The organism is Mesorhizobium sp. M0276 (genome assembly GCF_040321755.1).
Taxonomy (GTDB): domain Bacteria; phylum Pseudomonadota; class Alphaproteobacteria; order Rhizobiales; family Rhizobiaceae; genus Mesorhizobium.
This window is the reverse complement of the sequence record NZ_JAMYSC010000008.1, coordinates 148,984-170,388: the sequence shown is the minus strand read 5'-3', so window position 1 is coordinate 170,388 and position 21,405 is coordinate 148,984. Positions and strand designations below refer to the sequence as shown.

Below are 21,405 nucleotides of genomic sequence, written 5' to 3'. Positions count from 1 at the left end.
ACAAGATCTACCTGACGCATGAATTTCTGGCGACAATGCTTGGTGCCCGGCGTCCCGGCGTTACCACCGCGCTCCAAATGCTCGAATATCGGGGGCTGGTTCACGCCAGGCGCGGCGAGATCACGATTATCGACCGCATTGGAATGATACAGCTCACACATGGTGCTTACGGCGAGGAGGAGCAAAGTCACTTCGGCCTAGCCTCCGCCTAACTGTCCGGAATCGGACAAACCCTTGCGGGCTACGGAATTGCTGCCGTAAATCGTGTTGAGGGTTTCAGGGAGGTATTCTCGATGACCAGCAGTTTTCACACCGTCACGGTTGAAAGAGCCGCTGAAGCCTATGTCCTTTCAAGAGGCAAGGCTCACTTCCTGTCCATCGCACTGGCAATTCGCGCCATCCGAACACTCATGCCGGCGTGCAAGGCCACCGATCTCGAATTGGAAGAGCTGCTGGCTGAGGCATGCATCACTCACGGTGTGCCCGTCGCCTTCGATGCAAAAACGGCCGAGGGTGTAGAACCACGGCTCCATTCGTAGGCCATATATGTCTGCGCTCACGCAGACGCCCACCTTCTCAGACGTTCGCCAGGCGATTGTCTGTTACCTCATCGACAACATTGGTAGCCCGAGCATTTCGATTTCTGAGGTCAGCCACACCGTGAGGAGAATGCTGCCGCTGTGCGAACTCACGGACTGGCAACTTGGCGATCTCATTGCGCGAAGCGCGACCGATGCGGGATTTGCGATTAAATACGACGCGTCGGACCCAAACGTCGAGGCATAGCCTCTGACGAGCCATAATGTCGTCGCAGCGCTCGTCAACGCTGACTGAGAGATACACCGCTGCTACCCCTTGAGATACATCAAGGCGGTCGTTGCTTTGGGAAGCGGTCCTCATAAGGGACTGAAAAGCAATGCTTATCTGGAACTTTTGGCCCCGGTTCGATTTATCAAATTTGTCCGGCCCGGGGAGCCAATATGTTTGTCTAGTGCATTGTTTTCGTTGGGCTTGTAGAAGACGCAGACGGCCTTCCCCGCTTCTTCTCCTTTCGACGCGCGTTTCCATTCCCATCGTCCGACGTGTCGCGCTCGGAACCTATCCGCCTTACGCAGATTGAGTCTCGCACACTTTGCAGTGCGATAAACCTTTTGTGCATTGCACAATTTTTGATTTGCCATAACCTTAAACAGTCGGCCGTCTACTCCTCCCAGATGAGACCCGACAACCCGAAAGCGGTGCACCTCCTCCCGCACCGTCTTCGAGATCGAGCCCGCTGCCACCTCCTCCCGGCAGCGGGCTTTTTTATTGAATGGCCCGCAACAAAAAAGCCCTTGACCAGCAAGGCAGGCTCATTCCGCAGCCACGGAACCTACCGCCCGCGCGAGGGTTGAAGATGGTGGCGGCGAAGCGTCGTTTGTCCCTCAACGGCGATGTCGGATCAGTTCCTAATTCGCCGCCACACCAAAATCTCTATTCCGCGCCGGATCATTCCGAAGCACCCCGCGTTTAGGGGTAACCCGCACGGAGAAATCACGATGGGCGACGATCGGCACCAAAAAATTCAGCAACGAGCCTATGAAATCTGGGAACGCGAAGGACGGCTGCAGGGCGACCAAGACAGACATTGGCACACAGCCGCGCAAGAGATTGATCGCGAGGAGCAATTGCAGGTCGGCCAGGCGGTCACCGAACCAAGCTCTGTCGGAGCGACGGTGTTGTCGAGAAGAGCCAAGAAGCCGAAGCGTGGCGAAGCGCCCAGTTCAGACGTGCTGACCGTTGACGCGTTGGCAATGCGCACCGGTATAACGGCCGAACAAGCACAAGACCTGATCGATCGGCTTGGCAATGACCGGGCAGCAATTGAGGATGCCGCGCGGAGTTTGGCAACGGGTCAACAGAATTTCAGTAAATAGCGAAAGCGGGCTGTCGCGCTCTACCCAGCGCTAAGCGGGGCGGCTAAACCATCGTGTGCCCCGATAGTGCCTTCGATTAGGCTAGTAACACCCTCGCACAAGTGAGGCGCGGCTTGGCTATGGGTATTTATTAGCTGTCGGCCATCTACCCCTCCCAAGCGATGGCGGTACCAAGCTCACCCCCTTCCCCACGGCGAGCTTAAAGCCCGCTGCCACCTCCCTGGCAGCGGGTTTTTCCAACGCCCCAACAAAAGCCCGCCGAAGCGGGGTTCTGTCTGGCGGTGGGCTGGGGTCAGGCGTTCCAGCGCTTTTCCTCGGCCAGCGCCAGGGCCTCAACTTCCTCGTAGGCCACCAGAACCAACGCGTCGCCCATAATCATAATGTCCCAATCGTCTCGCAGGCGACGAATGCCGTACACTTCACGTCCGCGGCCAGTGACGGTTCTGAGCAGCACCATCGATAGGTGCGGGTGGTGCTTGTGAGAAACAATCTGCCCTAATTCGAATTGCCAGGCTTGGGTTGGCAGTTCGGTGACGTTTGCATGAGCGTTCATTTCAGTCTCTCCCAGTTGTGGCCTCTCGGGCCAGCACCGGATAGGCCCCGGAAAGCCGGGGGCGAGAGACGACCTGGGAGTCGTCGGCGTGCTATTGGGCTGTTGCCGTGGACATGGCTCCGCCACCTCGGCCAAGAAGATGATCTTCGTCCACCGCCGCTTCCGACCTTTTTTCAGGAAACCCCTTCCCCGACAGAAACATGGCCGAGAATCGACGCGCATGAAAGTATATCAAAACTTTTATTTTCACGTTCTGAAGTCGATGAGGCGCTTTCGCCTAATCAGGTAAAACGTTTTCGGCCCAAAACGCCAAGTGTATATATGCGAAAACGCCTATTTTGATCTGCATATGGACTCCACTGTTCTTCTGTAGAATCGATAAGTGCATCTGATTGAGAGCGGGGATTTCCATGAAACACGAACGCATCTTTGATGATCTTTCCACGGCTCTGGGCCGCCCTCCTAGTGACTGGCGCCGCACGGCTGCCGCCACCGCTATGGACTTGGCCGGAAAGCTCGCCACCGGATTCGCCATTGGCATCGCCATTGCGGCAGGTCTTGCCCTGGCGGGCTAGCCGGTGGTTGCCCCCCAAAGCGACGATGATGCAACGCAAAGAATCAGCTATATCTTCGTGCGGCGGAACCCTAGTTTGGACCGTCTGGCTGGCGCCAATTCAGGCAACGGCGCCAGCCAACTTACGCCGCTTCAGCTTCGGCGTGATTGTCTCGACCCGCACCTTATCGCCGTTCTCCTTTGCCATCGCCAATGCTTTGACCATGTCCCTGGTGGTGAGCACCGTGCGCCAGCGCCTGACCGTCCTTGGCCAATTCGCCAAAGGCCTGACCCATCATGGCCGGGATGACGGCGAGCGGATCGCCCGCGATCTTCTGCGGATCAAACGGTCCCTGTGGCACGGCAATTTTCGCGCCGGACTATTGTGGGGCGAGGCCCTGGTCGACGAACTGTCCGAGACCGAAGAGGACTGCGCCCACCCAAAGCTGAAGGCGTTCATCAAAACGGCCGAGGAATTCGCCACCTACATCCCAACGCGCACGCGATCCCGAACTGCGGCGAGCGCTACCGCAACCACGAGCGGATCGCGACGTCGTTCGTGGAGTCTGCCGTCAACGTCGTCATCGCCAAGCGCTTACAAGAAGCAGCAGATGCAATGGTCGCGGCATGGCGCACATGCTGCTGCAAATCCGTACGCGAACGCTCGACGGCACTCTCCGCGATCTGTTCGATGAGTGATATCCCGGCTGCGCGGCGAACGAGGACAATCCGCCAGTTCATGCCGATGCCGCGTAGATCGCCCCATAGATTTTCCTGCTCCCCTTTCAGGGGCGGCAAGTTTCCACCCGGAACCATGATCGCGGTGACCAAAGCCACCTTGGAAGGCAAGGCCGTGCAGAACTTCTCCATCAGGTGCTCGACGTCGACCGCGCGACATTCGAATGGACACAAGCTGGCAAGGCAAGGGGCTAGGGGCCGCGCGGTTGCAAGACGCCGTCCTGCGCACCGGTCACGCCGCAACGATCCTCGGGATTCGCGGCATTTTTGTTCATGCCATATCGGATGAAGCGAAAGCCTTCTACGGGCACTACGGCTTTGCAGCTTCCCCGAAAAATCTGCTGACCCTGGTGCTCTCGCTAAGGTGCGTTGAAAAGTAGCCAATGTCGCTCCAACACGGGTTGGCAACCGCCTTGTAGCTAAGAGGCCGGAAAAAGCTTCCAGCGGCCGGGACGGAACGCCACCCGGCTTTTCTGCGCCGCGGGATGATCGACAGGCAATTCGATTTCGACCCGCTGGCGCTCGCCACCGATCTCGAGTTCGACGCGGCGCGTGCCGGCGACGCGGCGGCTGGCGGCGACCGTGCCGGCGATGCAGCCGCTGCAGCCATCCAGCAATTCGACATGGTGCGGGCGGAAGTAAAGCGTCGCTTCGCCCGAGGGCTCGTTGGGCGGCGCGGCAAGCCCGATCGGACGGTCGGCGAGCCAGATCTCCCCATTCTCAACCTTGACCGGAAGCGAGCTCGATTCACCGATGAAGCCGTAGACGAAGGGCGAGTTGGGCGCGTCATAGATGTCGTCGGCAGTGCCGACCTGCTCGATGCGGCCCTGGCTCATCACCACAACGCGGTCGGCAAGCTCCAGCGCCTCTTCCTGGTCGTGGGTGACGAAGACGGTGGTGTGGCCGGTGGCGTCGTGGATCTCACGAAGCCAGCGGCGCAATTCCCGGCGCACCTGCGCGTCAAGCGCACCGAACGGCTCGTCGAGCAGCAGCACCTTAGGTTCGATGGCCATGGCGCGCGCCAGTGCCACGCGCTGGCGCTGGCCGCCGGAGAGCTGCGCCGGATAGCGCTTTTCGAGCCCGGAAAGCTGGACGAGGTCGAGCAGCTCTGAGGCGCGGCGGCGGATTTCCTGCGCCGGCGGGCGCGACGACCCGTGCCGGACCTTCAGGCCGAAGCCGATATTGTCAGCCACCGTCATATGCCGGAACAGCGCATAGTGCTGGAAGACGAAGCCGACATTGCGCTCTTGGATCGACTTGTGCGAGGCGTCCTCGTCGCCGAAGAAGATATTGCCCCGCGTCGGCCGCTCCAGCCCGGCGATCAGCCTGAGCAGCGTCGTCTTGCCGGAACCGGACGGCCCCAGCAACGCGATCAACTCGCCCGACTTGATGTCGAGCGACACGTCATGAAGCGCCGGAAACCGCTCAAACTCCTTGCGCACGTTGACAACGCGAACCTCCATGCAAATCCCTATTTGGTCGATGTATGTCGTTATCCCAAAACCGCTACACACTTTTGGGCGACATCAAAATCTTTGTTTCATGGTGTCGTTACCCCAAAACCGGATTCCCACTTTTGGGCGACATGCATTCAGTGCCCGCGCGTCGCGGCGATCTCGGCGCCGTAGCGCATCTCGAGAAGTGTTTTCAAGACCAGCGTGACGAGCGCCAGGCCCGCAAGCAATGAAGCGACGGCAAAGGCGCCGACAGCGTTGTACTCGTTATAGAGGATTTCGACATGCAGCGGCATGGTGTTGGTCAGGCCGCGTATGTGGCCCGACACGACCGACACCGCGCCGAACTCGCCCATGGCACGCGCGTTGCACAGGAGTACGCCGTAGAGCAGCCCCTGCGCCTTCGTCCAGCCGCCAAAAAGTGGATCGTCGATGCTGATCCGCTTGATTTCCGGCAGCTTGGCGAGATCCTTGGGACGCCTGCGTTCCAAGTTCGATATGCCGTGTACCTTTCAGCGGGTTGCGCATCTTGGTAACTCTCTCTTGATGCGAACAAGTCTGAAGGAGATCCGATCAGATGGTTCTGGCCATGGCTGATGACCAGATCCGACACGGCCTGCGCTGGTCGTCTGGGAACACGCGCGCCGGCCTGAGCGTGGCCGTGTTTGTCGCTATCCTTGGCAGTCGGGAACGTCGCTCCCGACGGGCAAGAAGAAGCGCCGGCGCTCGCATGGTGTGAGCTGGCGCGGCACGACGGTTTTTGCATAGTCGATGAGATCGTTGGATGTCGGAAACGTTCGGATTATGCGCACCCTTTCATCGCCTGAAACGACGGCGATCGCCGTGCCCTTCGAATTCATCGTGGCGCGGGTCACCTTCGGTCGATTGAGCTTATCCTGGGGCTCGGAAATCGTTGCTATCTCACGGCCAGACGCTGTAGCCCAAAGCCTGACAGTCCGATCCTGCGATGATGTCGTAACGATATAGATGCCGTTGGGACTGAATCGCGCGCTCTCTACGGCGCCTCGGTGGCCTTTGAGGACTGCCTTTCTGGTTCCATCAGCAACGTTCCAGATGCGGGCGGTGCTGTCACGCGAGGCAGTCAACAACGACTGACCGTCAGGGCTGAAAGCCACATCAGTCAGGGGCTCGTCATGCCCCTGCAGCATCTGGACAGTACTTCCGTCCTTAACCGACCAAATGCGCGCGGTGTGGTCCAGCGAACCGGTTGCGACGAGCAAACCATTCTGACTGAAGGCGGCACTGGTAATGCCGTTCCGATGCCCCACGAAAGTGCGAACCTCGGTCCCATCGGTCCGCAACAGATGCACGATATTGTCGCTAGTCGCTGTGAGAACGAGCCGCCCATCAGGGCTAAAGACAGCATTCGTTAAAGTGGCACTCGTTTTGAGGGTGACCGTCTCGCCATCGCTGCCCCACAGCTGTGCCACCCCTGCAAGCGATGCGCATTCAACGAGCTTTCCATCGGGGCTGAACTGAACACTCACGACCGCGGCGCGTCCCATTTCGAGCCGCCTGAGTTGCCGCCCGCTTTCAACGTCCCAAATCAGAATCTCGCCGCTGAGGGTCGCAGTGGCGAGGCGTTGGCCATCCGGACTGAACGCCGCCGCCTGAAGCGGCTCATGCGTTTCAAGCTCAGCCGTCTCATGGGCGCCGGCGACATCCCACAGATGAGCGAGGCTGTCTCCGCCTCCGGTAACAAAGTGTATGTTGTCGGGACTGAACACAGCAAAGTTGGGCGGATACTTGTGAAGCAACTCATTTGTGAGAATCCCATCGATGTCCCAGAGCCGAGCCGTACCATCGTGCGACGCCGTAAGTAAGGTGTTGTCGACGGGGCTAAACTCAACATGCTCTACCAAGGCATGGTGGCCGCTCAAAGAAGTAAGAAACGAACCGTTTTCCACGTCCCAAACACGCACCCCACCGTCCATTGATGCGGTAGCCAGGAGCTTGTCGTCATGACTGAATGCGCTGTTCACTTCCTGATCATTCGTGTGCGGCGTAACATCCGTCAATCTTAGCCCAGGTGTCTCTTCTCCAAGCACATTGCGCAACTTCCCGGTTACGCCATCCCAGAGCCGTGCGGTGCCATCGATCGATACCGTCGTGGCGAGGCGGCCGTCGTGGCTGAAGGTCCCGCTGTGGGTGTCGCTCTTGTGACCGCCGAGAGCAGCAATCTCGGTGCCTTTCGATACGTCCCAAAGGCCTGAAGTTTCAGCGTACGTATAAGGCAACCACGAAGTTACGAGGAGCCTGTTTCCGTCAGGACTAAAAACGACCTCATCTGGCCAGTTTGGAATTCGCCAGTTTTTGATCTGCTCTCCGGTCTCGGTAATCCAGATCCCAACAGTGCGACTATTGCCTTGTCCGGCCGCGAAGCTGTGCCCATCGGGACTGAAGTCCGCGAACGACGTTCCACCACCCTTCAAGGTCAGGATATTCGCACCGTTTCTAGCATCCCAGATCGACATGGCATGGTTGTTGTCGTCAGATGCAGTGAGCACTCGCGTGCCGTCTGGGCTGAACTTGGCAGTTGGAAAGCCACCGGGCTGCTGAACAACAAAAAGCTGCGCTCCCGACTTGGCATCCCATATGCGCACCGTGTTGTCACGAGCGGCAGTAACAACGCGGTTGCCATCGGGGCTAAAAGAAGCTCTTTCGAGGGCCCCTCCATGCCCTTTCAAGACGGCTATTGCCGACCCGTCCGACACGTTCCAGATACGAGCGGTCTTGTCGTAGGATGCCGTAACAATGCGATCGCCCTTTGGGCTGAAGGCCACCCAGGTTGCACCAGCATCATGGCGAAAAGTCCTGAGTTGGCGGTGCGCCAGCAGAGCATTGTAGAGAGCAGCCTCGGCTTCGACCAGACGTTGTCCGGGTGGAGTGTCTTTCGGCCGCAACGCCTCCAGTGCAAGAAGGATGGCGGCCTCGGTATCGCCGCTCGCCGCGGTCTGCTGCGAGAGAAATGCCAGAGCAAGGGACTGACTGCGGAGCGCCTCGTCACGTGCCTCGATGGCCTTCTGCCGCGCCTCCAGCGCCTGCCCCTCTGCGGTTCTCGCCTGGTCCGCGCTGTTTTTTGCCTCGACGGCTTGCCGCTCCGCCTCGCGCTGTCCGAGGAACCCTGCGACAGCACCGACGCCTGCGATTGCCGCGAGTAGAATTGCAGCGACCGCCGCGTAGCGTGTTCGGCGGGCAAGCAGTGTCGCAGCAGCAGCTTCGGTCTCCATTCGCGCTCGTTCTGCGTTCTGCTCTCTTTCGACGTTCTCCCTAACCGCGAGCGAGGACGCCTGAATATAGTCCGCGGTAGGGCCGTCGATTTCATCTCGCCTCGACAAAAGCAGTTCCTCTGCCTCGACGAGCCGCTTGCCCGCAGGGAGCAAAAGATCCGGGTTCCTCTTGTCGGAATGCCATCGCCGGCCATCCGTCTGGACGCGGGCGCGGGTTTCAAGGAACTCCCTATTGGCATTGACGAGGTTCAGTGCCCTCGGCCAGCGGGTCAATAGGGACTCGTGTGCGACGCGAACGACAGCACGTCCCTCCGCATCCTCGTCGCTGACCAGCAGCCGGGCGGCGATCAATGCGTCGACCAGCTCCGCTTGGGCGGGCGTGCCCGCGACGTCGGTTGCCAGAGCCGGGACCGCAGCTATTGACTCGTCGCCGAGGCGCACTGTGGTCAGAGATCTGAGAACCGCCGGCAGCGTGTCCTGCACATGTGCCGGAAGTGCATCGGCCACTTCGTCGGCGCGCCGAGCGATCGCACCTTCGAGGCCACCCAGCGCACGATAGGCGGCAAAAGTGAGGATCCGCCGATCCCGACAAGCATCGTGCAGCGCATCGAGCACGAACTCGAGAAGCGGCAGCGATTCCGGATCGGCCCCCGCAGCTGCCTGGAGCACATCATCGAGACGGCCTTGATCGGCTGTCTCCTCGAAGCGAAGACCCGCAGCTCGCGCTGGCTCGCGGATGATCTGCGCTATCTCCGCACCGGTCGGCGGCAGTAGCTCGTAACTGCCCAAGCCGTCCTTGAGGGCCGAAAAGCCCGCAACTTCGCCGCAGCGGTGAAAGAAGTCAGCCCGAATTGTCGCGATCACCCATACAAGGCCACTAGTGGCGAGCGAAGCGAGCAGCCGAACGAATGCCTCGCGCGCCGGCCCCGTTTGTGTAGTGAACAACTCCTCCATCTGGTCTACAGCGACGACCAAGCGTGCTTGCGCGGCGGAGACGTTCGCAGCAGTGGCGGCTTTGGCAAGCGCGGCGCGGATCAGCGCCGGAACTCGGTCGGGCGCGCCGCGAATGAGCTCCGCCAGCTCGGCGGCTGTTCTCTCGTTCGCGAGCTCTGGCAGGGCACTTTCTTGAAGGAGTCCGGCGGCCAAAGATGCGATCGTGTCAGATCCCTCCGACGGCCGGATGAGGCAGCGGCGCCAAAGCACGATCCCGGAGGTCGCGCCCGGCCGCAAGATGGCGGGAAGCAGTCCAGCGCGAAGCAGGGAGGATTTGCCCGAGCCGCTCATGCCATAGATTAGAAGGAACGCTCTGCCACTCGCGACTAGCTGTTCCACCCTCTCGACACAGGTGGCAATCGGACGCGCACGACCGAAGAAGATATCAGCATGGTCGAAATCAAAGACGTCCAGTCCGCGGAATGGCGACCTGGCCTGATCCTCAGAGGCGAGCGGAACGCGATAGGCTCGTACCGGGCGGGCTATGTTCTTTACCCTGTGCTCGCCCATGTCGAGAAAATCGAGCGAGAGCCGGTCGCGGACATGCGTATGAATTGGCTCGGAGACATAGATACCCCCTGGCGGCGCGAGCGCCTCCAGGCGTGCGGCGACGTTCACGCCGTCGCCCATCAGATTGTCGCCGTCGGCAACGACGTCCCCGAGATTGATACCTATGCGAAACAGCATGCGTTCCCGCTCGGGCAAGCCCGAGTTTCGGTGGTGGATTGCCAACTGGATCCCGGTGGCGCTCCGCACCGCTTCCACTGGGCTCGCGAACTCGGCGATGACGCTGTCGCCGGCGCTCCCGAAAATTCGGCCACCGTGCTCAGCAATCAGCCCGTCGATGATCTCACGGTGGGCCTTCAGCGCCGCAAGCGTAGCCTCCTCATCCTTGCCCATAAGCCGGCTATAGCCGACCACGTCGGCTGCAAGGATGGCAGCCATTCTTCTCTGAACGCGGTCCACAACCACTGCCGCTCTCCGTCGGACATCTTGAGCCCACTCTAGGCTACAAAACAGCAAATAGGGAGTGCTAGGAAGTTTGAGGTGGGTGCCCAGTCCTGCCCGGAATCTAGGTATCGGTGTCGCTTCCGGCCGAATGCGGTCATTCGCTCTGCTGCAGCCGAACAGCTGCTTCCCGTTCGACCGCGACCGCCAGCGTGGTCGCCGGCGAAGTCGCCGGCCATATGACCGAATGGCGGCTTTTAGCAGCAAAGAATTTGGCACGAATGACGGAATGGGCGCGCATTGCGGTCCGGCAGCCTTGGGGCCGAGAGCTGATCGGCAGCTTGGTCGAAGACATTGCGCTCGGGAACGCGATTTCCCTGCCGCTATGGAGCGACAACGGCAGCGAGGACTTGCAGCGAAACCAGATACTGCCGATCAGATCATTATGAGCAACTGAGGGCTAATGCCTCTATCCGCTTGGGATTGATACCGACTCGGGTGCACGACTCTAGAAGTGAGCGTTAAGTTTGTTGCGCCACGCGCGTCCCTGGCGCCACAGTTCATGAATCAGCGACCCCAAATACACGAGGCGGCGCCTCAGATGTTGGCCAGCGTAGCCAGCATCGCGATAGTCTGTAATGTAAGTATTGGCACCGCGGGGCGAGGATGCCGCTTCAACCTCGTGGCCCTTGCGTTGTAATTTTTTGACAGTGCTCGCTCTGATGTAATGTGAGCCACCGATGACTACAATTTTCATATCGAGTCTCCAAATCTGAGAGCGCTCGCACGACGATGCGCTATCTGCGGACGGCGGCCCCCGAAACAACATGAGCTTTCACGCGTACACGACCCAATTTTTCTCAACTCCGATTGAATCTGGTGCCAAGGTACAGCCAGCGCAGGTGCGCCCAAACCCGCGTCGGCAACTGCCATCGCCGCAGCGCTAACCGTCGTCAATTTCGTCGTGCGTGCCTTTGTTTTCCGAACGCAGATGACATTCCGCGGATTTTGTTGTTGTCCGGGCGCAAGCCTGCATAGCGCCACGCGTTAGCTATCCTTGCCAGCAACCTCCAAGACGATTGCATCACAAAACTTGCATCTGCCGGGGTGGGACGGCCATCACACCGACAGCCAGACGTGCCTATGCCGAGGTATGATCGGGCTGAGCGATTGTTCTGTGATTGCGGCGTGAACAATGCCGGATCTGAGGAACGCTAAACGGAGAGTTCAGAAACCCGCCGACCATCCATGGTCTCCTCAACAGTCCGGCCAGTCCTTCGCTCAGGAAATCATGACCGAAAGTATTGGACGAACGCGCCCTAGGCACAATGGCTCACGTCCCACCACGGCCGGCATATTTCAACCCGACGCGACGCATTCGAAAAGCCACAGCCGTGTCCTGGCTTTGCTCGATGCCGCCGACGCGCTGAAGCAGCTTTCCCAACGCCAGGAGTCCTCGTCATGGCCGACCTTTCCGAACCCGAATCCAGCAGCGCCGAGCACACATTGCCCGCCGAAGCGCCGGCCGCCGTCGAGGTTGACGTCTCCTCAGTTGCGCCGGGAATGTCGCTGGTCGTGCAATGGCGCGGCAAGCCGGTGGTCGTGCGCAACCGCACCGAGCAAGAGATGAAGGACGGCGAGGCAGTCAATCTCGCCGAGCTCAAGGATCCGATCGCCCGCAATGCCAATTTGCCCGCAGACGCGCCGGCGACCGACGCAAACCGCACTGCGCCAGGTAAGGAAGCCTGGATAGTGATGGTCCAGGTCTGCACGCATAGCGGCTGCATCCCGGTTGGCCAGCAGGGCGACTTCGGAGGGTGGCTCTGCCCATGCCACGGTTCTCAATACGATAGCGCAGGACGCGTCCGTAAGGGTCCAGCGCCGGAGAACATGTTGGTGCCGGCGTTCCAGTTCAGTTCCGACACCAAGATCCGTATCGGCTGAAGCATAGGCAGGTTACCATGAGCGACAAACATTCGACATATGTGCCGAAAACCGGCATCGAACGCTGGTTCGACGCCCGCCTGCCGTTGCCACGGCTGGTGCATGATTCCTTCATCGTTTATCCCGTCCCGCGCAACCTGAATTACGCCTATACGTTCGGCGGCATTCTCACGGTCATGTTGGCGTCGCAGATCATAACAGGTGTCGTGCTGGCGATGCATTACGCTCCCGACACGGGGCTGGCTTTCAATTCGGTCGAAAAGATCACGCGCGATGTAAATTCTGGCTGGCTGCTTCGCTCCCTGCATTCGAACGGAGCATCGTTCTTCTTCATCGCCGTCTACCTCCACATCTGCCGCGGGCTCTATTACGGTTCGTACAAGGCGCCGCGCGAGTTTCTATGGGTGCTCGGCTGCACCAATCTGCTGTTGATGATGGCGTCAGCCTTCATCGGTTATGTGCTGCCCTGGGGCCAGATGAGTTTTTGGGGCGCCACCGTCATCACCGGTTTCTTCAGTGCTATTCCGCTGGTCGGCGACTGGATCCAGCAGCTGTTGCTCGGCGGCTTCGCTGTCGGCAGTCCGACGCTGAACCGTTTCTTTGCACTCCATTATCTGCTGCCATTCGTGCTTGCAGGCGTGGTGACCCTGCATATCTGGGCGCTTCACGTGGTCGGCCAAAACAATCCGACGGGGGTTGAGGTGAAATCCAAAACCGATGTCGTCGACTTCACGCCCTACGCCACCGTCAAGGATGCGGTCGGCATCATCGTGTTCTTGTTTTTCTTTGCCTATTTCGTCTTTTATCTGCCGAACTTTCTTGGCCATCCGGACAACTACACGGTGGCCAACCCACTGAAGACGCCCGCGCATATCGTGCCGGAATGGTACTTCCTGCCGTTCTACGCAATCCTGCGGGCCATCACCTTCAATGTCGGACCGATCGATTCCAAACTTGGTGGCGTGCTGGCGATGTTCGGCTCAATCGCCGTGTTGTTCCTGGTGCCGTGGCTCGACAGCTCCAAGGTGCGCTCGGCGGTCTATCGGCCCTGGTACAGGCTGTTCTTCTGGATATTCGTGGCCGACGCGCTCTTTCTCGGCTGGCTCGGCTCACAGCCGGCGGAAGGCGCGTACGTGGTCATGTCCCAGCTTGCGACGCTTTACTACTTTGCATTCTTCATCATCGTCATGCCGCTGCTTGGGCTGATCGAGACACCACGTCCTTTACCGCATTCGATCACCGAAGCGGTCCTCGAAAAGAACAAGGCCAAGCGGCGGGCGCCCGGTCCGGAGATCCGACATCCGTCGGAAGGGCGCTGAACATTGCGAATATGCTCGATCTGGATCCGTCATGAACTGGTGGAACTCGCCTCTGGTCTACATCGTGTTGATCGGCCTCGCCGGGATCGTCGTTTGGGCCCTCATCCCCAGACGTTTCGCCAATGCGAGGCTGATCGTCCAGCTTGGCTTTTTCCTTGCCATGTCGGTTATCGTTCTCGACCTGCGCGTTGTCCCGTACGAACCTGCGGGGGGCGAAGAGGCAAGCGGCGGAGCGATCCTGATCGGGTCGGTCAAGCTGCTCTGGTGGGTTCACCTTGCCTGGGCGCTAATCGGATTTGTTCGCATCTATCTTGTCTTCGAGCGAAAGCCGCGCGAGGCACGTCTCCTGCAGGACGTCGTGGTCGGCATCGTCTACACCGGAACGCTGCTGTCGATCCTGGCGTTCGTCTTCTCCGTGCCAGTCGGAACGTTGATCGCCACCTCGGGGGTATTTGCCGTCATCCTGGGACTGGCGCTCCAGAATACGCTTGGCGACGTATTTTCAGGAATCGCGCTTAACCTCGGTCGCCCTTACGTGCTTGGAAACTGGATTGTCCTGAGCGACGGAACAGAAGGGCGCGTTGTCGAGACCAATTGGCGGTCGACCAACCTGCTTACCCCAGCTCACAATGTCGTCGCGCTGCCCAACAGTTTTCTCGCCAGGATGGGAGTGACGAATGTCAGCGGTCCAGACGAGAGCCATGGACTCGCCGTGACGATCAAAGTGGTACCGACGAAGATGCCGGCGATCATCCTTGATACCATGCGTTCCGTCCTGCTGAGTTGCAATTCGATCATCCAGGATCCTTCGCCTTCGGTTGCCATCAGAAGCCTGGATGCTGCGGCAATCGAAATCGAGCTCTCGTTTCGCGTCGCAAGTCTCGACCAGCGAATTAGCGCTCGGAACGAAGTTTTCGATCTCATCTATCGCCATTCAAAGTCAATCGGCATGCTGCTGGCTGAGCCGCTTTCGGCGTCGATTGCCATGACCAGCCGCCCAACCGACGATAAGGCAGCCTCTGACAGCTTCACCCCGATCGAACTGATCAAGTCCATACCGATTTTCTCGGCGCTGACGGATGCCGAGCAGGAGGCGCTTGCCGCGACGACCTCGGTCCGCAGCTACCGCAAGGGCGAAATCATCGCAAGGCAGGGAGAAATGCTGCCGTCCCTCATGATTGTTCGGACCGGCGTCATCGCCCGGCAACGTGGCCAGGACGATGCTCACCCCCTGGAAATCGGTCGGCTCGCACCGGGCGACTTCTTCGGCGAGACAGGCTTGCTCGCCGGGATCGGCGAGGAGTCGACATTGCGGGCAATGACCCATGTCGCGGTTTATGAGATAGACCAGAGAAGCATCGCGCCGCTGCTGCTCGACAGGCCTGAAATAGCCGAAGATCTTGCCGCGATCCTGGCGACGAGGGTGTCGGCCTTCGGCGACAGCGGCATTCCAGGACGCCAGCACGCGAGCTCCAAGTTCGCGCTCCTTACAGCCATTCAGGCAGCCTTTCGCGCCGCTCCGTTCAAGCATGCTGGAGCGCCTGGCCGAGAGGTCAAACAGAAGGATCAACATCCATGACCATCCGCCAAGGCGATATCGCTGGCATCGAGGCACTCATCCAGCCGAGCGTCCGTGAGTTCGCGGACGGCTTGAAGGTACGGCGTTTGTTGCCCTCCTCGAACCGCCTGATGATCGGGCCCTTCATCCTGTTCGATCATTTTGGTCCGGCTGTATTCGACGCGGGTCGCGGTTTCGACATGCGACCGCATCCGCATATCGGCGTTGCGACTTTGACCTACCTGATCGATGGAGAGATCGTTCACCGGGACAATCTCGGCGAGGTGCGGACCATCCGTCCCGGGGAGGTCAACTGGATGACGGCCGGGTCGGGCATCGTCCATTCCGAGCGCACGCCGCCAGAAGTCCGAGCGTCGGGGGGCAATCTCTTCGGCGCTCAGGCGTGGATGGCCCTTCCCTCCCGATATGAAGAAATTGCGCCCAGCCTTGCGCATTACGGCGCTGCCGAAATCCCGAGGATCTGTGCCGACGGGGTCGAGTTCACTTTGATCGCTGGCGCATCCGACGGCCTGGTCTCGCCGGTAAGGACCTTCTCCGACACGGTCTATGCCGAAATTGTGCTGACGAGCGGCGCGCGATACCAGGTGAAACCCGAACATGTCGAGCGCGCGATCTACGTTGCCGCCGGCGAGGTTGGGATTGTCGGCCAGGACGGAACGTTCCATGAGGCCGATTTGATAGCTCTGGCGCCCGGCACCGAGATCGTGCTCCAGGCGCCTGCCTTTCATGCGGCAAGACTGATGCTGATTGGGGGCGAGCCGCTTTCAGAACCACGTCACATCTACTGGAACTTCGTTTCCTCTTCTGCCGAACGGATCGCGCAGGCGAAGATGGATTGGCGCGAAGGCCGCTTCCCCGGCGTGCCAGGCGAGCACGAATTCGTACCCCTGCCAGACGACACCTGAGCGTGGGAATGAGGTAGTGATAGTTCACCGGTGCGCAGATTGGCTGCCGCCATTCCCCACCCCAGCGCCCGCAAGAATGCCTCTCGTTGGCGACGCTACGACATCGGGTTGAGTTCGTTCATCGTGTCCTCGTCGAGCAAACCGTCGAACCACATGTCAAAGATAGTCTCGAGCAGGAACTCGTCGTTGCTCGCTTCGGAAAACAGCGTCAGAGAGGCGTGTAATTTCTTCGCGTCAACATCACCGAAGACAGCGTGAGCGCTTGAACCGGAGAGCCGTTGCAGTGCCCCGATACATTCCCGATAACGACCTCCCAGTATCGGAGATGAGAGATAGGCGCTCGCTTCGTCGAGCGATGTGATCGCATATGGCGCAGGCGCAGCGTTGCTTCGGTTGACAGCCAACCTTGGGAAGATGAACTCCATATAGGAAGTGCACATCATTCCTTGGCGCAGAATACCTACCGCGTCTTCATAGACAGCGTCCTGCGCTCTGACGAACCTCTGCAAATCATACTCGTCGCTCATTTCAGATGATGCCTTTTTTCGCAAACGGCCTGTACCTATCCGTCGACGACATCGGCATATTCCGGCTGTTTGGCGAAGAACCGGCTCATGAAAGGACATTTCAAGATCGCTTTGCGGCCGGTTTTGCGCAGCAGCTCAAACGTACCCTGAGCCAATCGCGTTGCGATCCCCTGTCCGGAAAACTCCGACGGGACTTCGGTGTGTATGAGAACAATCCTCCCGCTCTCGATCCTGTAATAGGCCGCAGCGAACACTTCATCGGCGATCGGCAACTCGAAACGATGCTGTTGAGTGTTCTCGGTGACTTCCGTATCCATCTTTAACTCTCGATTGTACGCTGGTTGGTCCGTATTGGTGTTGCCGGAGGCAGGTTGGTCGATCGTTGGCCCTCTATCGTATTGCGGGCAACCGCAACGTCACGGCGGTGCCCGACCCGAGCTCGCTTTCGATGTAGACACTTCCCCCCGCCTCCTCGGCGAAGCGCTTCACCATTGGCAGCCCAACGCCGCCGAGGCCTCCACCTTTCGTGGTGAAGAAAGGATCGAATGCGCGCACCATAGTTTCGCTGGTCATTCCAATTCCATTGTCGGCGACACGAACATCTATCCGACCACCTGTGGAACTTTCGGGCGCCAAGGAGGCATCGATCGAGATGAGACCGCCGTCAGGCATTGCATCGCGTGCATTGAACAGAAGATTCAGAACCGCATTTTGAAGTCCAATCGGATCGCCCTTCACCCGAGGCAGATCGGAGCCGACCCGAATCTCGAGGCGCAAATTGGCACCCCAAGCGCTTCGAACGACGGATTCGACCTCAGCCAGGCAGGCGCCCACATCCGCATGCTCAATTTCGGCATGGATTTCTCGGGCTACGCCGATGGTCTGCCTGACAAGGCCGCCAGCTCGTTCCAAGGCCGTTTTGGCGCCGGCAATTACAAGCCCAAGATCTGGAGCCGCCGAGACGTTCGGGTCACGGGCCAGGTGGTTCAACGCCGATGAGGCGACCTGGATGAGATTGCCAAGGTCATGAACGATGCCGGCGGTCGATATCTGCACGGGTAGGTCGCTTCGCGGAACATCGGCAGGCCGGTCGAAGACATCTTCCTTTAGGCGTGACATTCCATTCCCCCGGTTGCTCGGTCGACTCTTGGTTGCTGGAAGAAGCTTAAATGAAGGGCATCTGTGGTCGATTGGGTCGAGGAAGAGGGCGAGCAATACCGCGGTATATGTCGTGCTATCGCGTCGCAGGGCCCAGCAATCATGTTGACGAGCACGAGGAACAAAGGCATCGCCCGGAGTGGGCTTGCTGTGGCCCGGCCCGGTGCCTTGCTCCTGCATCACTGGTAGCCGATCCCGCCGATGTAGTTGGCCAAGAGTTGCTCCTGGAGCTCCTCTTGATCGAAGAGCGCCTTCATTGCATCACGGATATCAAGCACGCCTATCGGCTTCTGGTCCGCCCCAAGTACCGGCACATTCTGAAGGCCTCGCGCGGCCATCGTCTGCCAGACTGAATGGACGTCGTCGTCGGGACCGCAGGAGACGATGGATCGGCTCATCAACGTAGCAACGGGCGCTTCTGTTGGCCCTGAATTGGCCAGATGGCGGATGATATCGGACTTGCTCAGCACACCTGCCGCCTGCCCGTTGCCGTAGCAAACGACGACCAGGCCTGTTGCTGGTTTGGAAAGCGAGAGTGCGGCACCGCGAAGCGGAGCGTCGACATCGATCACTGAGAGGCGGGCCGACGTTATTGGATGCAGACTGTCAATGCGCATGACGCCCTCCTGAAAGCGCCTCGCGGCCACAGCCGGGAGGTTGGGGTTCGATGTTTTCCTCACTCCTGGAAGGGAGCGTTCATCACGGAATCGACTGCCGAAGGAGCCCTGTAGCCGGGGACAAAGCGTTCGCCGAAATCCCGGGCAAAGTTGTCGTAGGTAGTTTCGCGACTGACATCCGCGATCTGACAAAAGCATCGCGTCATCCGCCGCTTCATTCCAAGCCGTGGGAATTCGCTGACGATCCTTGCCATTTCGGTGGAAGGGATGAGCTTATATTGCAAGCCGACGACATCGAGGCAGATGCCGGCTGTGCACAGCGCCACCTCGGCTTCCTTGTAGAGGCCGATCGACGGTGTCGAGTTGAGGGCGACGCTGTCCCAGATCAGTTGAGCGCGACGTTCGTCGAAGCCGCCGTCCCGGACGAAGGTTCGAGCCAGATCGGCGCCTTCCACTTCGAAACGGCGCGGCCCGGCAAAGTGCTCATTGAGCGTGATGTCATGCAACAAGGTTCCGACAGCGACAACTTCCGCGTCGTGCTCGACATTCTGAATCTGTCCGAACCGCGCCGCGAAAAGCCAGGATCGGACCACGTGATTGAACAAGTAGGGTTCACATCGCTGACGAGCATATTCGATTGCTCGGCCAACAATCGGCGTGTCGGGGAGCGAAACCCCTGCAAGCGTGCGCCTGGCGATCGCATCCATATCGGTGACCTTTCCTTTACGCGCGACGACTAGCCCGATTTCATTTCGCGTATGTCGTCAGGTCCTTCTCGTTGGTATCGACAACGAAGATCGCAAGCAGGCGGGCGCGTTCCGTCTTGCTGGCGTTTTCGCTGACCGCATGACGGTCGCCGGGAAATTCCGAGAAACTTTCGCCGGCACGATAGGTCTTCACCGGTCCTTCGTTGACCTGGCTTCGGATCGCCCCCTCCAGCACCGTCGCATAGATAAACGCGGATTTGGGATGGGTATGCGCCGGCGATGTACCGCCCGGTGCGTACTCGACGAGCACCGCTTTCATGCTCTTGCCGGGCACGTTTGGAAGAGCCTGGTCGTAGACAAGCTTTACGTCCGCGTCATCGGCTCTCGCCGCGGTGACGGAAGTGGCAATGAGCGCTGCGCATAGAAGTGTCTTGATCATGTCTGGTCTCCTTGTTGGAATATGCATGGCTGGGGAACGCCGATCCGATTGGTCACAAGACCGGCGTTAGCTTTGTTTGTTTATGTCGGCGGTGTGTACCGGCTGAGCCAGTCATCGAAATGCACGGCGCCGATGCGCGCGTTCTCGCCGGGAACAAGCGTTCGATCGTCGATTGCCACTTGACCGTAGTAGAGAGCACCAGGATCCGCGACGACTTTGCGGGGGTCGTTGGTGGCCTTCAAAAAGCGACCCACGAGTTCGCTCATGCGAACGCGCTCCGGGCCGGCGATTTCGGTCGTGCCGTTCAACGGCGTGGCAAGCGCGACATCCGCCATTGCATCGGCGACATCATCGGCCGCCATGGGTTGGAAGTACGCCGGTGACATATGGATGGTATCGCCGACGGCGCCGGTGTTTGCGATGGCGGCTGTGAATTCGAAGAATTGCGTAGCGTGGACGATCGTGTATCGGATTCCGGATTCCTTGATCAGTTTTTCCTGGAGCAACTTGCCGCGGAAATAGCCCATGCCCTGCAGCCGGTCGGTGCCGACGACTGACAATGCCACGTGATGACGGACGCCGGCGGCGGCTTCGGCTGCAAGAAGATTACGCCCGGACGCCGCGAAGAATTCCAGCGCGGCCTTTTCCTCGAACGACGGCGAGTTCGCAAGATCGACGACGACCTGCGCCCCGGCAAGGGCGGCCGCCACTCCTTCTCCCGTGACGGTGTTCACTCCGGAATTCGGCGACGCCGCAAGCACGTCGTGCCCCTTTTTCCGTAGTCGTTCCACAGTCTTCGAACCGATCAGCCCGGTTCCGCCGATGACGACGATTTTCATTTCCAATCTCCTGGTTGGGCGTGTTGTTTTGCGCTGTTGACGCAGGCGTTTTCAGCCAGTTACTGACTGGCCGATGCAGCAGCATCCTCGATAAGAGACGAGACCTCGTCGGGATGCGAGACCATGAGGGCGTGGGAAGCACCCTCGACGACGACGGTTTTTACGGCATGCGCGCGCTTGGCCATGAAGCCCATGACGGCTGCGGGGATATTTCGATCATCCGTGCCGTAGATCATGTAGGACGGCAGCGTCTTCCATGAGGCAACGCCCGAGGCCTCAGCCAGAGCTGCCTGTGCGACGGGGCGTTGAGTGGCGGCCATTAGCGACGCCTGTTCTTCCGGGACATCGGCGGCGAACTGGGCGCGGAACTTGTCGGGCTGGATGAAGAGATCCTGGCCGCCGCCCGGCAACGCGACTGGAGCAAGAGCGCTCGCCAAAGTGCTGCCGGGAAACATGCCAGAAAGCGTCAGGCTCGATTCACCGGTCTCCGGCGCGAACCCAGCCACATAGACCAGCGCCTTTACGTTGGCATTGCCGTTGGCGGCCTCGGTGATGACTGGCCCGCCATAGGAATGACCCACCAGAACGACCGGCCCGGGGATCGACCGGAGGATGGCCGAGACTGCCGAGGCATCGCTGGCGACGCCGCGGAGCGGATTGGCTGCGGCCTTGGCTATATAGCCGTCCCTGTTGAGTTTGGTGATGACCGCATCCCAGCTCGACGACTCGGCGAAGGCGCCGTGCACCAGCACGACCGTCGGCTTGGCCTTTGGGCCGACCGGCTGCGCCATCGCGGTGCTCGATAAGGCAATCGCCGCTGCGAGCGCCAGGATCCTGGTAATGTTCGACATTGCTTTCTCCTTTGCCGGCCTTTCATGACCTATGCGCAGAAGAATGCGCCGACCCGGCGCGCCGACCTATTATGCGGAATGGTCAGTCATGTGATGCCAAGGTCCAGGGTAGGT

At 59.7% G+C, this 21,405-nt stretch carries 24 protein-coding genes and 2 pseudogenes; 13 read left to right on the top strand and 13 right to left on the bottom strand.

Translation table 11 applies throughout. The features are described from left to right. From NKJ01_RS09045 to NKJ01_RS09030, 4 genes are all read left to right on the top strand, one after another. Positions 1 to 212: helix-turn-helix domain-containing protein (locus NKJ01_RS09045; protein ID WP_352609052.1), on the top strand; the 212-nt coding region annotated here is incomplete at its 5' end. 81 nt (positions 213 to 293) lie between these two features. Further along, positions 294 to 539 (top strand): hypothetical protein, encoded by a 246-nt coding sequence (locus tag NKJ01_RS09040; protein WP_352727511.1) that lies wholly within the window; start codon positions 294 to 296, stop codon positions 537 to 539. Positions 540 to 546: 7 nt separating this feature from the next. Further along, entirely contained in the window at positions 547 to 786 is a 240-nt protein-coding gene (locus NKJ01_RS09035) for a hypothetical protein (RefSeq protein WP_352609048.1), read from the top strand. Between the two features lie 752 nt (positions 787 to 1,538). Then, the gene (locus tag NKJ01_RS09030; protein ID WP_352487651.1) at positions 1,539 to 1,916 is read left to right on the top strand and encodes a DUF2934 domain-containing protein; all 378 of its coding nucleotides are present in this window, start codon (positions 1,539 to 1,541) and stop codon (positions 1,914 to 1,916) included. A 292-nt stretch (positions 1,917 to 2,208) separates the two neighbouring features. Here NKJ01_RS09030 and NKJ01_RS09025 read toward each other — a convergent pair whose 3' ends face one another. Further along, a complete protein-coding gene (locus NKJ01_RS09025; RefSeq protein ID WP_352727510.1) occupies positions 2,209 to 2,469 on the bottom strand; it encodes a hypothetical protein in 261 nt (86 codons plus the stop codon). A gap of 410 nt (positions 2,470 to 2,879) precedes the next feature. Between NKJ01_RS09025 and NKJ01_RS09020 the strand changes: the two genes are divergently transcribed. Further along, a complete protein-coding gene (locus tag NKJ01_RS09020) occupies positions 2,880 to 3,044 on the top strand; it encodes a hypothetical protein (protein ID WP_352727509.1) in 165 nt (54 codons plus the stop codon). A gap of 99 nt (positions 3,045 to 3,143) precedes the next feature. Here the strand turns inward: NKJ01_RS09020 and NKJ01_RS09015 are convergent, their stop codons facing one another. Continuing rightward, complete coding sequence (locus NKJ01_RS09015; protein ID WP_352727508.1) at positions 3,144 to 3,305, bottom strand: hypothetical protein; 162 nt, start codon at positions 3,303 to 3,305, stop codon at positions 3,144 to 3,146. On the opposite strand from NKJ01_RS09015, the pseudogene NKJ01_RS09010 reads away from it, so the two are divergent. Further along, positions 3,268 to 3,721, top strand: a pseudogene (locus NKJ01_RS09010) (ISKra4 family transposase); the annotation flags it as partial. The gene NKJ01_RS09015 and the pseudogene NKJ01_RS09010 sit on opposite strands and share 38 nt — an antisense overlap. 203 nt (positions 3,722 to 3,924) lie before the next feature. Next, positions 3,925 to 4,140, top strand: a complete 216-nt coding sequence (locus NKJ01_RS09005; protein ID WP_352727507.1) for a GNAT family N-acetyltransferase — start codon at positions 3,925 to 3,927, stop codon at positions 4,138 to 4,140. A 39-nt stretch (positions 4,141 to 4,179) separates the two neighbouring features. Here NKJ01_RS09005 and NKJ01_RS09000 read toward each other — a convergent pair whose 3' ends face one another. The 3 genes and pseudogenes from NKJ01_RS09000 to NKJ01_RS08990 form a co-directional block, all read right to left on the bottom strand. Further along, a complete protein-coding gene (locus NKJ01_RS09000) occupies positions 4,180 to 5,223 on the bottom strand; it encodes a sulfate/molybdate ABC transporter ATP-binding protein (protein WP_352727506.1) in 1,044 nt (347 codons plus the stop codon). A 128-nt stretch (positions 5,224 to 5,351) separates the two neighbouring features. Continuing rightward, positions 5,352 to 5,609 (bottom strand): annotated as a pseudogene (cysW, locus tag NKJ01_RS08995) (sulfate/thiosulfate ABC transporter permease CysW); the annotation flags it as partial. A 276-nt stretch (positions 5,610 to 5,885) separates the two neighbouring features. After that, a complete protein-coding gene (locus NKJ01_RS08990) occupies positions 5,886 to 10,403 on the bottom strand; it encodes an nSTAND1 domain-containing NTPase (protein WP_352727505.1) in 4,518 nt (1,505 codons plus the stop codon). A 215-nt stretch (positions 10,404 to 10,618) separates the two neighbouring features. Between NKJ01_RS08990 and NKJ01_RS08985 the strand changes: the two genes are divergently transcribed. Beyond that, positions 10,619 to 10,855 (top strand): hypothetical protein, encoded by a 237-nt coding sequence (locus NKJ01_RS08985; protein WP_352727504.1) that lies wholly within the window; start codon positions 10,619 to 10,621, stop codon positions 10,853 to 10,855. Between the two features lie 59 nt (positions 10,856 to 10,914). Here NKJ01_RS08985 and NKJ01_RS08980 read toward each other — a convergent pair whose 3' ends face one another. Beyond that, positions 10,915 to 11,163, bottom strand: coding sequence for a hypothetical protein (locus NKJ01_RS08980; RefSeq protein ID WP_352727520.1), 249 nt, complete (start codon positions 11,161 to 11,163; stop codon positions 10,915 to 10,917). 704 nt (positions 11,164 to 11,867) lie between these two features. Here NKJ01_RS08980 and petA point away from each other — a divergent pair. Genes petA through NKJ01_RS08960 form a run of 4 tightly spaced genes read left to right on the top strand, consistent with a single transcriptional unit; the run spans position 11,868 to position 16,153 of the window. Beyond that, positions 11,868 to 12,350, top strand: coding sequence for a ubiquinol-cytochrome c reductase iron-sulfur subunit (gene petA / locus NKJ01_RS08975; protein WP_502905865.1), 483 nt, complete (start codon positions 11,868 to 11,870; stop codon positions 12,348 to 12,350). A gap of 17 nt (positions 12,351 to 12,367) precedes the next feature. Next, positions 12,368 to 13,669, top strand: a complete 1,302-nt coding sequence (locus NKJ01_RS08970; RefSeq protein WP_352727503.1) for a cytochrome b — start codon at positions 12,368 to 12,370, stop codon at positions 13,667 to 13,669. Between the two features lie 31 nt (positions 13,670 to 13,700). Further along, entirely contained in the window at positions 13,701 to 15,248 is a 1,548-nt protein-coding gene (locus tag NKJ01_RS08965; RefSeq protein WP_352727502.1) for a mechanosensitive ion channel family protein, read from the top strand. Further along, positions 15,245 to 16,153 (top strand): pirin family protein, encoded by a 909-nt coding sequence (locus tag NKJ01_RS08960; RefSeq protein ID WP_352727501.1) that lies wholly within the window; start codon positions 15,245 to 15,247, stop codon positions 16,151 to 16,153. Before NKJ01_RS08965 ends, NKJ01_RS08960 begins: the two co-directional genes overlap by 4 nt. Positions 16,154 to 16,248: 95 nt before the next feature. Here the strand turns inward: NKJ01_RS08960 and NKJ01_RS08955 are convergent, their stop codons facing one another. The 4 genes from NKJ01_RS08955 to NKJ01_RS08940 form a co-directional block, all read right to left on the bottom strand. Then, positions 16,249 to 16,680 (bottom strand): DUF1810 domain-containing protein, encoded by a 432-nt coding sequence (locus tag NKJ01_RS08955; RefSeq protein WP_352727500.1) that lies wholly within the window; start codon positions 16,678 to 16,680, stop codon positions 16,249 to 16,251. Between the two features lie 35 nt (positions 16,681 to 16,715). Next, the gene (locus tag NKJ01_RS08950; protein ID WP_352485986.1) at positions 16,716 to 16,997 is read right to left on the bottom strand and encodes a GNAT family N-acetyltransferase; all 282 of its coding nucleotides are present in this window, start codon (positions 16,995 to 16,997) and stop codon (positions 16,716 to 16,718) included. 73 nt (positions 16,998 to 17,070) lie between these two features. Next, on the bottom strand, positions 17,071 to 18,018 hold the full coding sequence (locus tag NKJ01_RS08945; protein WP_352727499.1) for a sensor histidine kinase: 948 nt from the start codon (positions 18,016 to 18,018) through the stop codon (positions 17,071 to 17,073). Next, entirely contained in the window at positions 18,018 to 18,455 is a 438-nt protein-coding gene (locus NKJ01_RS08940) for a CBS domain-containing protein (RefSeq protein ID WP_352727498.1), read from the bottom strand. Before NKJ01_RS08940 ends, NKJ01_RS08945 begins: the two co-directional genes overlap by 1 nt. A 50-nt stretch (positions 18,456 to 18,505) precedes the next feature. Here NKJ01_RS08940 and NKJ01_RS08935 point away from each other — a divergent pair, with 50 nt between their 5' ends. Then, positions 18,506 to 19,195 (top strand): hypothetical protein, encoded by a 690-nt coding sequence (locus NKJ01_RS08935; protein ID WP_352727497.1) that lies wholly within the window; start codon positions 18,506 to 18,508, stop codon positions 19,193 to 19,195. Positions 19,196 to 19,202: 7 nt separating this feature from the next. Here NKJ01_RS08935 and NKJ01_RS08930 read toward each other — a convergent pair whose 3' ends face one another. The 3 genes from NKJ01_RS08930 to NKJ01_RS08920 form a co-directional block, all read right to left on the bottom strand. After that, on the bottom strand, positions 19,203 to 19,601 hold the full coding sequence (locus tag NKJ01_RS08930; RefSeq protein WP_352727496.1) for a cupin domain-containing protein: 399 nt from the start codon (positions 19,599 to 19,601) through the stop codon (positions 19,203 to 19,205). 80 nt (positions 19,602 to 19,681) lie between these two features. After that, entirely contained in the window at positions 19,682 to 20,440 is a 759-nt protein-coding gene (locus tag NKJ01_RS08925) for an SDR family oxidoreductase (protein ID WP_352727495.1), read from the bottom strand. Positions 20,441 to 20,499: 59 nt separating this feature from the next. Continuing rightward, the gene (locus NKJ01_RS08920) at positions 20,500 to 21,291 is read right to left on the bottom strand and encodes an alpha/beta fold hydrolase (protein ID WP_352727494.1); all 792 of its coding nucleotides are present in this window, start codon (positions 21,289 to 21,291) and stop codon (positions 20,500 to 20,502) included. Between the last annotated feature and the right edge of the window lie 114 nt (positions 21,292 to 21,405).